Source organism: Solibacillus isronensis (assembly GCF_900168685.1).
Taxonomy (GTDB): domain Bacteria; phylum Bacillota; class Bacilli; order Bacillales_A; family Planococcaceae; genus Solibacillus; species Solibacillus isronensis_A.
This window is the reverse complement of the sequence record NZ_FVZN01000014.1, coordinates 101,801-116,282: the sequence shown is the minus strand read 5'-3', so window position 1 is coordinate 116,282 and position 14,482 is coordinate 101,801. Positions and strand designations below refer to the sequence as shown.

Sequence of the window (14,482 nt, the reverse complement as noted above, 5' to 3'; positions counted from 1 at the left end):
ACGAAGTTTTTACCCCTTTGTTTATCCAATTCACCCCGATAAACTATATGAATCTATAAACCCATTGTAGTTATGAATGAGCATTCAGTCAACAGATTTCGTCATTAATTCTGAAAATTAAATCAAAATATAAAAAATGCTAGTTAGACAATTTTATTGTCTTAACTAGCATTTTTCGTTTATTTGAATACGTCGGCACTACGGATGTATTCGACATCCTGGATTGATAATCGGTAGTTTACGACACGTGCTGCAGCAAATAAATAATCCGATAATCGGTTTAAATATTTCTGTACAACTGGTGATACATCTTCAATTTCTTTCATTAAAGATACAGTCTCCCGTTCCGCGCGACGGGCAACAGTGCGGGCGATATGCAGTGTAGCAGCTGCCGGCGCTCCCCCTGGTAAGATGAAACGTTTTAATGGCGGTGCTTCTTCGGAAAGTACATCGATACGTTTTTCCAAAACAGCAATCGGTTCTTCCGTAAGTTTGTAATGACGTTCTTTCATTACATTCGCCAAGTCCCCGCCTCCATCAAACAATTCATGTTGAACGGCAGTTAAATCTTCAATCAAATCTTTGAACTTTTCCTGGTCCAGTTCGCTGACAGCTTTACCGATAAATGAATTCAGCTCATCAATTGTGCCGTATGCTTCAACGCGCAGATGGTCTTTATCGACACGTCCTCCAATAATACTCGTTTTCCCTGTATCGCCTGTCTTTGTATATAATTTCATCCATAATCACCCTTTCGATTTAATATTATTTCTAGGCTTTTTGAAAATTCCCTTTAACTATAATGACACTCTTTTATTAAGCGGAAGTTTTATTCTTTTACTTATTATAATGGTGTTTATATTTCTTAATTGCTTCTATTGTAACTTCGAAAACAGCCCGACCGATTAGTTTGCCAATTTCCGTAATAGGTCCGGCATACGGCATTTCTTCCCCTTGTTGGGTAGCGGCGATCAATAGACTGTCAGTTGCAGTACTTGTTGCAATCGTATTTGTTACTGAATCTTTTATTTGCTGATCTGCCAATGCTTTCGTTTTTGCTTCTGTTGCCGTAATCATTGCCTGAATAAATGCTTCATCTGTCAGCTTACCATTAATGATTACCCATGTATTAATCGTACCAACATGTGGCTCTTCTTCCCGCAAATATGTTTTCGTAACGTCTACACTGTTTCCTACCCCTGCTGTTACCATGACTAGAATTTCTACATTATTTTTCGAGAAATGCCGAATTACTGCGCAGCTTGTTTCTACTGCTGTCAGCATAACGACCGTATTTGTTGGAGAAAATTTACGCTCTTTTAAAAATTGCTCCGTTTCCTCTTTCACATTATAAATATCGTATTCCGGAGCAATGGAACGATTGAGTAATGTGTCATACCAGCCTATGCCGGCATTATGCACAGCAGAAGAAATTACTTTCAGCGGTGCCTGTGCCTGATATTCGATATAGTCTTCTGTTATTTGAAACTGTTCCATCTGAATTGTCGCAGCTTTTCGTTCCATTTCATTCGTCGGCAGCATCGTAATTTGCGGTTTAGGCAGCTCCGGGTGAGGGTATGTCGCAATTCTAGCCTGATATACATCGGCAATCTGTTCTTGCAACACGACTTCATGCGGCTCACCAAACGCCCGTACTTCACCATTCTCCAATAGAAGGAGTTCATCACAATAAAGTGATGCCAAGTTAATATCATGAAAAATCGAGACAACCGTCAGCCCCTGCAATTCTACTTGCATCCGTATCATATCCAGAATCTGCTTTTGATGGGCGATATCCAAATGGTTTGTCGGTTCATCCAATAGAAGCAGTTCCGAATTTTGTGCAAGCGCCTGGGCGATAAATACCCGTTGCTGCTCGCCCCCCGATAAAAACTCCAAATACTGATTTTTATATTGCGACACACCTGTGCTTTCCATTGCCCGCTGAACTGTCTTTTCATCTTCTTCGTTCCAGGAAGAAAAGAAGCCACTTTGATGGGGGTAACGGCCTAACGAAACCGCATCATATACACTGTTCGTAAATGCACTTGCATTTAATTGAGGCAGAACCGCCATCTTTTTCGCCAATTGCTTGTTATCATAGCTTTTAAGTGGCTTCTCTTCGATAAAAATTTCACCTGTTTCAGGCTTCAGCACACCACTGATCATTTTCAGTAATGTCGATTTCCCGCTACCGTTCGGACCAAGAATCCCGAGAATTCTTCCTTTTTCCACGTGAAACGTCATATTTTTTATAATCGTTTTCCCGCCGTAACCACCTGATAAATTATTTACTTTTAACATTATGCAACAACCTTTCTACGTTGCTTGAAGAAAATATAGGCAAAGACAGGCGCGCCAATAAAGGAAGTAATAACACCAATCGGCAGTTCGATAGGAGCAATAATTGTACGTGAGACTAAGTCGCAAATGACGAGCAGGCTTGCACCGTTCAAAAACGACAATGTCAATAAATGTCGATGGTCTGCTCCGATTAGCAGGCGAATCATATGTGGTACTACTAATCCGACAAATCCAATTGTCCCGGATGCTGCAACAGCCGCTCCTGTTAAAATGGAGCCGCCCGCTAAAATCATGTACTTGCTGCGCTTAACATTTACACCTAAATACTGGGCACGCTCTTCCCCATAAACCATCGCATTCAGTTCACGGCGAGTGAGCCAAATAATTGCAGTACCGATCACCATAAATGGCAACACCATCTGAACATATGGCCACCCTCGCATCGACACACTCCCTAAAAGCCAGCCAATAATTTCTCTAAGCTGTTCACCAGTTAGTGCAACCATTAAGGAAATACAGGACCCTAAAAACGAGCTGAAAATAATCCCCGTCAAAATCAGTGTTTCCATTTTCATCGAACGGTCAACTAGACGGGCAAATGTCAGGACGATGATCATCGTACATGCGGCTCCGGCCATACTGAATACAGGCAATGTGAAGACACCGAGCACCGGTATTGAAATTCCTAAAAAAATTGTCATTACCGCACCTACAGAGGCTCCTGATGAAATTCCTAATGTATACGGATCCGCCAAAGGATTTTTAAGTAATCCTTGAAATGCGGCTCCGGCTATAGCTAATGATGCTCCGATTAATGCGGCTAAGATGACCCGGGGCATTCGGATTTTCCACAAAATACTGTATGCAACCGGATCCGTTGTTTTATCCCATAATGTTGAGAACGGGATATCTACAGATCCGAATGAAATGCCGATCCATATACTGCTTAAAAGCAATCCAATCGATAGTACATAGGCGATTGAATATTTTTTATTCATTAAATACCTCTGGATAAATCGCTGCACCTATTGATTCAATACCTTCTACAATACGAGGACCTTGTCGACTTGTCGTATCGCCATCGACCAATTTCACATTGCCGTTTTTCACTGCATCCATTTCGGCATATGCATCGTTTTTCTCGATTGCCGCCATATCGTTTTCATACGTTACTAAAATGACGTCCGGATTGCTGTTTACAAATTGCTCAGAGCTGTACATCGGCCACCCTAGTTCAGGAACAGCATTTTCTGCATTTAACACGTCCAGCATTTCACTGATGAATGTCTCTTCTCCTGCTGCATAAAGATCCGGATCTGTTCCCACAACGATGAACACGGACTTCTCTTCAAGGTCGGCTACTTTCACTTCAATTTCTTCGATGCCCTCTTTGATTGAGGCAACCATTTTTTCGGCTTCTTGTTCTTTATTTGTCAGCTGGCCGATTTGTTCAATCGTTTCATACGTTTCTTCAAATGTTTTCGCATCTTTTACAACAAATACGGGAATTCCTACTGATTCAAGCTGTGCAATTGCCTGTTCATTGAAGCTGTACATTCCGGATTCATGTGCTAAGACTAAATCGGGTTGCAGGCTGATTATTTGTTCTAAATTGAACTCCATGCCGCCAACCGATTCTTTTGTTAATGCTTCTTCAGGGTATGTATCATTGTCGTTCACAGCGATAATTTCATCGTTCAATCCTAAGCCGAATAAAATTTCCGTATTCGATGGAGCTAATGTAATGATGCGCTCTGGTGCTTTTTCAAGCGTAATTTCTTTGTCCAAAGCATCTTTTAATGTAACCGGAAATTGTGCTGCTTCAGTTACTTCTGTGCTTCCCTTTGATGATTGTTCATCTGTTGCTTTTTCCGAATTACATGCAGTCAATGTTAATGTGAGTAATGCTGCGGAAGAAAGCAGTTGCCATTTTTTCAAAATAAAAACCTCCTGAGATTTCGTTGTATAATTTTCTACAAAAATAAAAAGCTCCCTACCATAAATGAAGGAAGCTTTATATACGCAAATAATATTCAATAAAAAGAATTTATCCGCCATATCCTATCCTCGTAGGTTTAATTTAGGGCATTATAAAGGCAGGTCTCCTGGCTTATGCATAAACGTTGAAAAGCGCCTTCCCGAAAGTTTTTCAGTGGCCTGTTGCTCCCAACTAGCAATTACAGTGGCGGGACCGCATCGGAATTGAACCGATTTCCCTTTTACTTCTTACTCAATCCAACGAGTAAGAACCTTTATCGTCCATATAAAGTTAATAGCTCTATTATAGCGGATATGCGGGAAAAATGTATGCTCATTCGCTAAAATTTCAGATAATTTGTCTTAATTTGTTGAAATCACGAATAAAAGAACTGCTTATTCTATTTCTTTCAAGTTTCGTTCAATTGCCGTTTCGGCTAAACGTTTAATCGTAATGTCATCCATCGGCGGATTGTGCAGACCTGCACGTACATCACGGTAATAGCGTTGAAGCGGGTTTGATCTTTGCAGGCTTTTTGCCCCTACTAGACGCATTGCTTTATCAACAACTTCGATTGCTGTATTTGTCACTACATGTTTCGCAATATTGATTTCATTGACTAATGTCGCCTTTTTAATCGGATCATTATAAAGCCCCGCAACACCGTAAATTGTAAAGCGTGCTTTCGTCAACGCCAAATCCATTTCTCCGATCAGCGTTTGGACATTTGGCAACTGGGCAATTGTTCCTTGAATACTGTTTGGCGAATGGCTATTCGCAAAATCAACCGCGTAATCGCGTGCAGCCTGGGCAATCCCTAAATATGTTGCCGGGATGAGCAGCAGCCAGCCGTTCAGCTTAAATCCGGTTGAATAGTTCGGGATTTCCACTAAGTTTGTTTTATCAACACTTACATGATCGAGCACTAAATCATCGCTTCCCGTACCTCGCATTGATGCAACATCCCACGTATTTTCAACCGATACTCCTTCAGCCGTTTTCGGTACGAGGAAAAATCCTAATTGGCCATCATCCTCAATCCATGCCGATACTAAAAAATAATCGAGGTCCGGTGCACCGCTCGTATAATTTTTACGTCCATTAATTACATAGTAATCATCATCAAGTTTTGCCAAAGTCCCCGGACGTCCGCCTCGTACCGGGCTTCCCATCGCAAACTCGCTTACCGCACGATTAACCGTCGCACCATTTGCGATTTCTTTGCCAAACCAGTCGAGCTTTTGTTCATCCCAATAGCGATTTTCAAAAATTTCGCCTACATTTTGAATTGTCCATGAAACAGCCAGCCCCGTGCTTCCGCAATAACTCGCCAAAGTTTCCTGCAATAGTAGCGCATCATATACTGTGAAGCCATCTCCGCCATATTCCTTTGGCAGCGTTATTTTCGTATAGCCGATTTCTCTCAGCTTTCGGAAATTTTCAAATGGAAATGTCGCTTGTTCGTCTGTTTGCTTAGCATGTTCTTTCACGCTCTCTGATATTGTTTCGAGCTTTTTCAGCCATTGTTGCTGCTCGTCGGTTTGAATAAATAATTCCTTGCTCATGAAAAGCACCACCTCATATTTATTGTCCTGTACTGTATATAGAAGTCAAATTTAATAGTACGTTTCGGAAAATTACAAGTCAATAAATATCCCCAGTTCCTTTATAGGGATTCCATGCGCTTTCTGTCTTATTAATTAGAAGAATTGCTGGTGAATGTAGAATGGTTGCGAAAGAAAAGAGAACTTATTCACCTTAATGTAGAAAACAGCACTGTAAAAGGAGAACCATTACGTTGAAATGTAGAACAAAGCGCTCATTAAGTAGAAACCCCTTCCTCAAAGAAAAAAACACCCTATTTCCTTATATAGAAAATAGAGTGCTTAAAAATATTGAATTACATTTTTTCCGGTGCGCTTACGCCGATTAGTTTCAGTGCATTCGCTAATGTAGTTTTTACCGCTGTAATTAATGCTAAACGAGCTTCTGTCAGCTCTTTGTTATCTTGGTTCAATACTTTTTCTGCATTGTAGAAGCTGTGGAATGCAGCTGCCAAGTCTTGAATATAGTTTGCGATACGGTGTGGTGTGCGGTGTTTCGCTGCATCTGCCACAATTTGCGGGAATGCGCCCACTTTTTTAAGCACATCTTCTTCTTTTTCTGCTACTAGCAAGTTCAGGTTTTCCAATGATGCTTCGAAACCTTGCTCGTTTGCTGCACGTAAAATTGATGAAATACGCGCATGTGCATACTGTGCATAATAAACCGGGTTTTCGTTCGATTGTGATACCGCTAAGTCTAAATCGAAGTCCATATGTGAATCCCCTGCTGTTTTAACGAAGAAATAACGAACAGCATCCAAGCCTACTTCTTCTACTAATTCACGCATCGTTACAGCATTACCTGTACGTTTACTCATCTTGAATTTCTCGCCGTTTTTGTACAGCTGAACCATTTGGATAATATCTACTTCCAATGTACCGCGGTCATAACCAAGTGCTTCGATCGCCGCTTTCATACGTGGAATATAGCCGTGGTGGTCAGCACCCCAAATATTGATCAGCTTATCAAAGCCGCGACGTAATTTATCTTCATGGTAAGCAATATCCGGAGTTAAATATGTGTATGAACCATCGTTTTTAATTAATACGCGGTCTTTGTCATCACCGAATGTTGTTGAACGGAACCAAGTCGCGCCTTCTTCATCAAATACATGGCCATTTGCTTTTAGTTTGTCTAATGCTACATCGATTTTACCGTTTTCATATAAAGATGTTTCTGAATACCAAACATCAAATTCAACACGGAAGTTTTTAAGGTCATTTTGCAGTTTCGCCAATTCCAGTTTCAAGCCATGCTCACGGAAAAATTTAAAGCGTTCTTCATCAGACTTGTCCAAAATTGTTGCACCGAATTCTTCAGCAAGCTTACCGGCAATTCCGATAATATCAGGACCGTGGTATCCGTCTTCCGGCATTTCTGCATCCATTCCTAATGCTTGCTTATAACGTGCTTCCAAAGAATACGCCAGATTATTAATTTGGTTACCGGCATCATTAATATAATATTCACGTGATACGTCAAAACCGGCAAAATCCAATACATTACATAATGAATCCCCTACAGATGCACCGCGCGCATGACCTAAATGCAAGTCGCCAGTCGGGTTAGCTGAAACGAACTCGACCTGTACTTTTTCTCCTGCACCTGCAGTTGAACGACCATAGTTTTCACCTTGTTCAAATGCTGCTGTAACAACACTCGCCAAGAAGTCTTTACGAACTGTAATATTCATGAAACCTGGTCCTGCAATTTCAATCTTCTCGATGTCTGTGCCTTCAGTCGTTAAGTGTTCTAAAATCGCTTCTGCAATTGCACGTGGCGGCTTTTTCGCCAGTTTAGTTAATTGCATTGCGATATTTGTTGCAAAGTCACCGTTTGCTTTATCCTTTGGTGTTTCTAAATGGATGTTGATTTCCGTGCCCGCTTCTACCAGGCCTGCTTGATCGATTGCTGCTTTTAATGCCGCTTTAATCGATTGCTGTAATTGTTCTACTGCATTCATAGTTATACCTCCGTAAATTCAATGTCTAATTTGTAATGGCCAACTGAATTGCCACCTATGATAAGGTCATATTGCGTTTTAAATTGCCCTGACACTTTTTCGCTTTGTACTACTTCAATGGCTAACTGATGTGTATCGGTAACAAGAGGTAATGAACCGAATGGACTGTCATAATGACCATTCTCGCGTAAGTCCGGATTTAAAGGCAATCGCATGTTCACACCGCCTTTTCGCATAATAAACGAATTCGCTTCATTGAGTTTGATCGTCGTTTGAATTTGCAGATCCTCCTGAACTTCCTCATAGCGCAAATAATGACTGTTCCCTTTTTCTACACAATTGCCTTCAAGCCACATTTCATATTGTTCAAGCTCGCCCTCGGTTGGAATGATTGAGGAAACTAGTTTGATTTTGACTGTTTTCCCGCTCTCGTTCGCCATAGCAGTCAGCTCCTATACATATATTTCTATAACCTTTTTATTATAGGATAAGTAACTATCTTTAAGCAACAACGAACTTAACTTTGCGCTTACTCCTTCAATCAACTTGATTTGAACGATTTTTATTTAATTCCACTATTTTTATAGTAATTTTCGTTCAGAACTGTAATGATTAAAGTATAAAGGAGCTTATTATGTTAATCGAAATATTATCTTACTTCTGTATATTATTTACGTTTACACTTTTAATTTATTGGCCATTTATCAACCACTTTAAACAAACACCATTCATCCATCGCACACGCCCTTATGTAATCGGAGTGAAATTTGGTATAACAGGCATTGTGCTGACATTCTCGGCTGTTCACCTTACGAATGATTTCATGATGTACATTCAGTATATTCCGGTATTGTACAGTGGTCTATTAGGCGGGTCATTTGCTATTCTGATCAGTGGTCTGATCATAGGAATCGCACTGTTTTTCCTGCCATATCTGGAATTGGTACCGATGATCCTGAATATTAATTTTCTTGTTCTTGTTGTGACTCTTTTCTTTGTCACAAGAAAATATAAAATGACTAATAAAAATATATTTATATTTTTTTGGGCATGCTTTATTGAAACATTTATCGCATTATTTCTCGGGCTTTGCTTCCATACTAAAAGCTTTGAATATTTATTGCTTTACGGCATATTTACGATTTTTTCATTTTATTTCATTTACATCGTCATTCGCCAAGTAAAACTTGCCAATGATACGGTAAAACAGACAACTTATTTAAAGAAGATCGATTTTTTAACACAGTTGCCGAACAATAATGAGAATGAAAAATATATTAAAAACCTGATTAAAAAGAAATCAGCTTTCAATTTATTGCTCGTAGATATTAAGGATTTTAAAATGCTTAATTTGCAGTATGGTTTTTCTACAGGCGATCTCGTTATTAAACAACTTGCCCAACACTTGATGGAATATGCCAAAAAAAATGGTGCTTATGTTGGCCGATTAGGCGGTGAGGAGTTTCTTGTCGTTTTAAAGGATGTGCCTCCTGCTGTTGCAATTGTAGAGGCCAATAATCTAATTAATATGATTGCCCAACAGCCGTTCGAAGTATCCAAAGATTTATCTTTTCATATTTCCGTTACAGTAGGAATTAGTTCCTATCCAGATAATGGGCAAACATCTTTGGAGCTTCTTGAAAGTTTAGTTATAGCAAAACAGCAGGCAAAAACAAAACTATCTTCTTATTTCCATATAAATAATTTAAAATAACGGGTAGTGATATATTACCAAGGTGGGTGATGCCATGTTTTTTGAGCTGACAATCAACTTTTCGATTCTGTTCTGCTTTACGATTTTAATTTTCTGGCCTTTCATTCAATATGAAGATAATCCTTTCATCCATAAATATAAGTCCATCATCGTCGGTGTGACATTCGGATGTGCAGCCTTTATATTGACTGCATTGGCTACTCCCTATGCTCACGGCATGCTAATAAACAATCGGATTATTTTTGTGCTATTCAGTGGTGTGCTTGGGGGACCTGTTTCAATTTTCATTACAGGTTTTATGATTGTAATTAGTCGGTATGTTTTATTGTACACATCATTATTGTCCTTTATTATCATGCTGAATACTTTAGTAGTGACCGTCGTTGCATGCTATTTTGCATTAAAACGTCCGATTACGTTTCAAAATTTACCGATCTATTTTTTCGTCATAACAATCGAACACATTATCATCCTACTTATTTATGACCGATTTGAAGTAAATAATCTATTCTATTTAATACTTTACTTTGTTGTTTCAACCTTCACTTTTTATGCTGTCCGAAAAATATTAATGCAGCTTGACGATAAAAATAAACAAATTAAACAAATCTATGCACTAAAGAAAACGGATTTGCTCACACAACTACCTAATAATATCGCGATTGAACAGAAGTTATTGTCTTATGTGAATGCAAAAATACCTTTTGAACTGCTTCATATCGATATTCGCCAGTTTCGCGAATTAAATTATATGTATCACTATAAAGCCGGCGATGAAATACTCGTACAAATCTCTCAACTAATAAAAGACCAGCTTCCGGAAAAGACACTTATCGGACGAATAGATAGTGATGAGTTTTATGTTGTGCTGCCACAGATGGCACCTGCAGAAGCGATTACTTTAGCCTATTCAATTAATAAGTCTGTGCAGCAGCTTACTTTTGAAAACTATCCATCCTGTCAACTGACTCTTGCGATTGGAATCTGCTCATTTCCTCAAAATGGACAAACTGTTAAAGAGCTTTACCGCTTTTCAAATAAAGCCTTATTGAAAGCAAAACAACAGGCAAATGTTCCGATCTGCCACTATAATCAAATTAAACAGCGATATTAAAAAGAGTGCGGGACATAAGTGGAATGACCGTTAAATAACAGGAAAGCCTTTGTTAAGAAACGGATATTTTGCAAAATTGATTGGAATGCAGGGCGAGTGTAGCTGACGGCTAGCGCCTTTCGCTACAAGCAAAGCTTCCTGCGGGAATAGCGAAATTTATTTTGCGACGAAAGCGAAGCGTCAGGAGCACTGACGCCTGAGACTACAGGCTCAGGCCACGCCCGCGGAAAGCGTCCCGGAATGGAAATCAATTTTAACGCTCAGCAAAAAAAAGCTATTTTTCTCTCAGAGAAAAATAGCTTTTTTGGGTTATGTCCCAGCATCTTTTTTCTTATTTATCCATTCCTAAGATTTCCACTTTATAAAATTTATGATTTCAAACACACAAGAATCCTTTATATCCGTGATTTCCCGTTTATATAACAATTACATATCTTTACTGTTACATTCCACTATTAACACTAATAAAGGGTATATAATAGCAGCATATTTTTTTAGAGGTGTTATTGATGAACAAAAAACGGATAACGTGGGTGGATATTACGAAGGGATTCCTAATGATCCTTGTCGTCATCGGGCATTTTCCAGGAGAGCTTGAATTTCCACTCGCGAAATATATTTATTGGTTTCATATGCCTGCATTTTTCATATTAAGCGGTTTGTTTTTTAAACAGGTTTTAGATAAAAAGGATATAAAGCTGACAATTTACAAGCGTTTCATGCAATTAATCTTCCCTTACCTATTTTTCCTTGCCAGTATTACACTAGTCCGTTATGGAATGGAGATTTTTTCAGGCAATTGGGATTTAGAATGGTACCTTAATGACTTATGGACACTTGCGATAGGCGGACGTTTTATTCGTGGAGCATATGGTGTTTTCTGGTTTGTAACAACTTTATTCTTCACATATTTATTATTCATGTGGTTGACGACCTACTTCAATCGGGTGAAACAGTTTATAATTCTAGGAGTCTTTTATGTAATCGCACATTTTGAGAGCATTTTCGCTATGAAAGTCATCAGCGGCAAGCCTTCCGAAGCAGCGCAATCGATTCCAATGATTTGGAACATCGATGTTGCGATGATGGCAATCGTCTATTTTGCAATCGGGTATTATTTTAAAGACTTTTGGATGGACATTTCAAAACGATGGATGGGTACGGCCGTGTTGCTGAGTGCGACGGCGTTGTTGCTTGATAGGTTTAATATCATCGATTATCGACTGAGTATGAAGTTTTTACGGTATGACCATTTGATATTGGATTTGGTCATTCCTATATCATTTACCATCGTATTAGTAGGATGCTTCCAGTTGCTTGCAGCAAAACTGTCGCTCAACTGGCTGCAGAAAATAGAAAATCACTCGCTTACCATTATGTATTTGCATATATTTGCAGATATAATTTTAAATGATTATTTCACTTACGGGCTTATTGGTTACACAACGATTGGGATATTCATTCCTATCATTGTTTCGATTTTAATAAAAAAATGGCTACCGAACGGGACAATTCTACTTGGCGGGTTTTCAATCAAGAAAGAAAAGACACCTATTCCGACGTGAAAAAAGCTGGATCTCATTTTTGAGGTTCAGCTTTTTTAATTTATTTTATTTTGAAAGAATCCTATCGACCCAAACTTCATACCCTTTCCCGTTTAAATGAAGCCCATCAACTGTGAATTGCTTATCGAGTTGCCCGTTTTTATCAATTAAGCTTGAATGCAGATCGATATACTCAATCCCCTTATCAGCCGCAATCTGTTTCAAAATTACATTAAACCGCTTCACTTTGTCATTTGTCACTTCATTTCCCAATAACCCGTTATTCACAGGCAGGATTGATTGAATAGCGAGCCTTGTATCTTTTCCTTCGAACGAATCCACGATTTTCTCGACGTTACTTTTAAATACTTCGGCTTCTGTTCCATAACGGATATCATTGACCCCGATCATTAAATACGCCTCTTTCGGATTTCGTTCGACTACTTCCTGTATACGGTTCAAAACACCTTCTGTCCAATCATTTCGTATTCCTCGATTCAGCACAACTTCATAGGGAAAGTACTCCTGGAATTCTCCGTAATCGGAAATACTGTCACCAATAAATACTTTATCTATATTACTGATTGACGAATGTTCAAAGACGCTTTTTTTCGTAAAGTAATAGGCGGAATCCTTATTGGGAGAAGGTGTTGACTGCATTTTTGTTTTAACAAATTCAAGCCCACCGATATTTCTCACCACATAGCTCCCTGTTCCTAACAACAGTACATTTACTAGTAATGAAATTATTAATACAATATGACCCTTTTCCAACATAAACACTCCTATTTCTAACTTGGCTCTATGATGCTACTCCCGCTGAGGTGCCGAACAAAATGCAAAGTTTATTTCGTACTGTTGCAACGCCCTATTTCCACATTTCCTCCAGACCGATTTTACTGGCAGTTGAACCCTGTATTGATGCAATACTCTATGTATAATTTGGGGTTTTCTCGAAGTAATATACGCTTCTTGATTAAGGGGTGCCTCGAAATACGAGATTAACCGATCACTTGTCATGACAGCAGCATACCGTTCTTTACCCGATTAAAATTGAACTGTAACATGGCATATGCTTAAGCATTTGTCTAAATGAAACTTTATGTATTAAGCTGGCTTTGTTTTCTCCCTAAAGAGATGCAATGCTTTTAATTAAACCTTTTTACTTTTCTCCCAGTTAACGATGCATGCTACCTCCAAAATTCAATAAAAAAAGGTACTCCGTCGAGTACCTTTTAATTAACATTAACGGTTAACCCGCAATGTCTTACTATATTTACGTTTATAAATCTCTGCTATTTCACCCAGCCTAAAATCATTTCGCGAATTAATTTTGCAGCTGTATTTACTGTAATTTCTGAGTGGTCATAAATTGGTGCCACTTCTACTAAGTCAAAGCCGACAACATTTACTTCAGAGCGTGCAATTTCATGAATTGATGCTAATAGTTCCTTAGGTGTAATACCGCCAGCATCTACAGTGCCTGTCCCAGGTGCATGTGCAGGATCCAATACATCAATATCGATTGTTACATAAACATTGCGTCCTTTTAATGTAGGCAGCACTTGCTTTAACGGCTCGAATACTTCAAACAATGAAATATGCATACCGTTTTCTTTTGCCCATTGCAGCTCTTCTTTTAAGCCTGAACGAATTCCGAATGAATAAACATTTTCAGGTCCGATTGTATCCGCAATTTTACGAATCGGTGTTGCGTGTGAGTATTGCTCCCCTTCGTAATCTGTACGTAAATCTGTATGTGCATCAAAGTGGATGATTGCTAAATCTTCATACTTTTCATATACAGCTTCCATTACCGGCAGTGATACTAAATGCTCCCCGCCCATACCTACTGGAATTTTATCGTCTGCCAGTACTTGACGGACAAACGTCTTAATTTCTGCTAATGATTTTTCCGGATTACCGAATGGCAGTGGAATATCACCCGCATCAAAAAACGGTACATCTGCCAGCTCACGATCTAAGTAAAAACTGTATTCCTCTAGACCAACTGATACTTCACGAATTCGGGCAGGACCAAAACGTTGGCCTGGACGGTAACTTACTGTCCAGTCCATTGGCATGCCGTATAAAACAGCTTTACTTTCTTCATAGTTTTTGTGGCTTTTAATAAACATATTTCCTGCGTAAGTTTCATCAAATCTCATTTACAGTCACCTATACCTTTCTCTATTTTAAATTGCGTATTATAAATCGATTTCTTAATTTAGAATGCATAGCGATAGAAGATTTTGCTCAT

Annotated in this window: 12 protein-coding genes and 1 riboswitch; of the genes, 3 read left to right on the top strand and 9 right to left on the bottom strand. The window is 39.0% G+C overall.

The window, feature by feature from the left end; translation table 11 throughout:
* Positions 1–179: 179 nt before the first annotated feature.
* From B5473_RS09340 to B5473_RS09310, 7 genes are all read right to left on the bottom strand, one after another.
* The gene (locus tag B5473_RS09340) at positions 180–740 is read right to left on the bottom strand and encodes a cob(I)yrinic acid a,c-diamide adenosyltransferase (protein ID WP_079524615.1); all 561 of its coding nucleotides are present in this window, start codon (positions 738–740) and stop codon (positions 180–182) included.
* A 97-nt stretch (positions 741–837) separates the two neighbouring features.
* Positions 838–2,304 (bottom strand): adenosylcobinamide amidohydrolase, encoded by a 1,467-nt coding sequence (locus B5473_RS09335; protein WP_079524614.1) that lies wholly within the window; start codon positions 2,302–2,304, stop codon positions 838–840.
* On the bottom strand, positions 2,304–3,302 hold the full coding sequence (locus tag B5473_RS09330) for a FecCD family ABC transporter permease (protein ID WP_079524613.1): 999 nt from the start codon (positions 3,300–3,302) through the stop codon (positions 2,304–2,306). The genes B5473_RS09335 and B5473_RS09330 overlap by 1 nt, the downstream gene beginning before the upstream one ends.
* Positions 3,295–4,242 carry an ABC transporter substrate-binding protein gene (locus tag B5473_RS09325; protein WP_079528644.1) on the bottom strand — a complete coding sequence of 316 codons (948 nt, stop codon included), beginning with the start codon at positions 4,240–4,242 and terminating at the stop codon, positions 3,295–3,297. The genes B5473_RS09330 and B5473_RS09325 overlap by 8 nt, the downstream gene beginning before the upstream one ends.
* Positions 4,243–4,382: 140 nt before the next feature.
* Positions 4,383–4,573: riboswitch (cobalamin riboswitch) on the bottom strand.
* A gap of 104 nt (positions 4,574–4,677) precedes the next feature.
* On the bottom strand, positions 4,678–5,847 hold the full coding sequence (locus tag B5473_RS09320) for an acyl-CoA dehydrogenase family protein (protein WP_079524612.1): 1,170 nt from the start codon (positions 5,845–5,847) through the stop codon (positions 4,678–4,680).
* A 335-nt stretch (positions 5,848–6,182) separates the two neighbouring features.
* Entirely contained in the window at positions 6,183–7,850 is a 1,668-nt protein-coding gene (argS, locus tag B5473_RS09315; protein WP_079524611.1) for an arginine--tRNA ligase, read from the bottom strand.
* A 2-nt stretch (positions 7,851–7,852) separates the two neighbouring features.
* Positions 7,853–8,290, bottom strand: coding sequence for a DUF1934 domain-containing protein (locus B5473_RS09310; RefSeq protein ID WP_079524610.1), 438 nt, complete (start codon positions 8,288–8,290; stop codon positions 7,853–7,855).
* 194 nt (positions 8,291–8,484) lie between these two features.
* On the opposite strand from B5473_RS09310, the gene B5473_RS09305 reads away from it, so the two are divergent.
* The 3 genes from B5473_RS09305 to B5473_RS09295 all read left to right on the top strand — a co-directional run bounded on the left by B5473_RS09305 (position 8,485) and on the right by B5473_RS09295 (position 12,243).
* Positions 8,485–9,564, top strand: coding sequence for a GGDEF domain-containing protein (locus B5473_RS09305; protein ID WP_079524609.1), 1,080 nt, complete (start codon positions 8,485–8,487; stop codon positions 9,562–9,564).
* A 34-nt stretch (positions 9,565–9,598) separates the two neighbouring features.
* On the top strand, positions 9,599–10,678 hold the full coding sequence (locus B5473_RS09300; RefSeq protein WP_079524608.1) for a GGDEF domain-containing protein: 1,080 nt from the start codon (positions 9,599–9,601) through the stop codon (positions 10,676–10,678).
* Between the two features lie 533 nt (positions 10,679–11,211).
* Positions 11,212–12,243, top strand: a complete 1,032-nt coding sequence (locus tag B5473_RS09295) for an acyltransferase family protein (RefSeq protein ID WP_254865283.1) — start codon at positions 11,212–11,214, stop codon at positions 12,241–12,243.
* A 45-nt stretch (positions 12,244–12,288) separates the two neighbouring features.
* Here B5473_RS09295 and B5473_RS09290 read toward each other — a convergent pair whose 3' ends face one another.
* Both B5473_RS09290 and speB read right to left on the bottom strand, forming a co-directional pair.
* Positions 12,289–12,999 (bottom strand): GDSL-type esterase/lipase family protein, encoded by a 711-nt coding sequence (locus tag B5473_RS09290; RefSeq protein ID WP_079524606.1) that lies wholly within the window; start codon positions 12,997–12,999, stop codon positions 12,289–12,291.
* Positions 13,000–13,517: 518 nt separating this feature from the next.
* On the bottom strand, positions 13,518–14,390 hold the full coding sequence (gene speB / locus B5473_RS09285; protein ID WP_079524605.1) for an agmatinase: 873 nt from the start codon (positions 14,388–14,390) through the stop codon (positions 13,518–13,520).
* Positions 14,391–14,482 lie beyond the last annotated feature (92 nt).

Bases quoted from the DNA above. Each gene is read 5' to 3' on its own strand.
- B5473_RS09330 (WP_079524613.1), bottom strand. From the start codon at position 3,302: ATGAATAAAAAATATTCAATCGCCTATGTACTATCGATTGGATTGCTT.
- B5473_RS09300 (WP_079524608.1), top strand. From the start codon at position 9,599: ATGTTTTTTGAGCTGACAATCAACTTTTCGATTCTGTTCTGCTTTACG.
- B5473_RS09335 (WP_079524614.1), bottom strand. From the start codon at position 2,304: ATGTTAAAAGTAAATAATTTATCAGGTGGTTACGGCGGGAAAACGATT.
- B5473_RS09340 (WP_079524615.1), bottom strand. From the start codon at position 740: ATGAAATTATATACAAAGACAGGCGATACAGGGAAAACGAGTATTATT.
- speB (WP_079524605.1), bottom strand. From the start codon at position 14,390: ATGAGATTTGATGAAACTTACGCAGGAAATATGTTTATTAAAAGCCAC.
- argS (WP_079524611.1), bottom strand. From the start codon at position 7,850: ATGAATGCAGTAGAACAATTACAGCAATCGATTAAAGCGGCATTAAAA.
- B5473_RS09305 (WP_079524609.1), top strand. From the start codon at position 8,485: ATGTTAATCGAAATATTATCTTACTTCTGTATATTATTTACGTTTACA.
- B5473_RS09320 (WP_079524612.1), bottom strand. From the start codon at position 5,847: ATGAGCAAGGAATTATTTATTCAAACCGACGAGCAGCAACAATGGCTG.
- B5473_RS09310 (WP_079524610.1), bottom strand. From the start codon at position 8,290: ATGGCGAACGAGAGCGGGAAAACAGTCAAAATCAAACTAGTTTCCTCA.
- B5473_RS09290 (WP_079524606.1), bottom strand. From the start codon at position 12,999: ATGTTGGAAAAGGGTCATATTGTATTAATAATTTCATTACTAGTAAAT.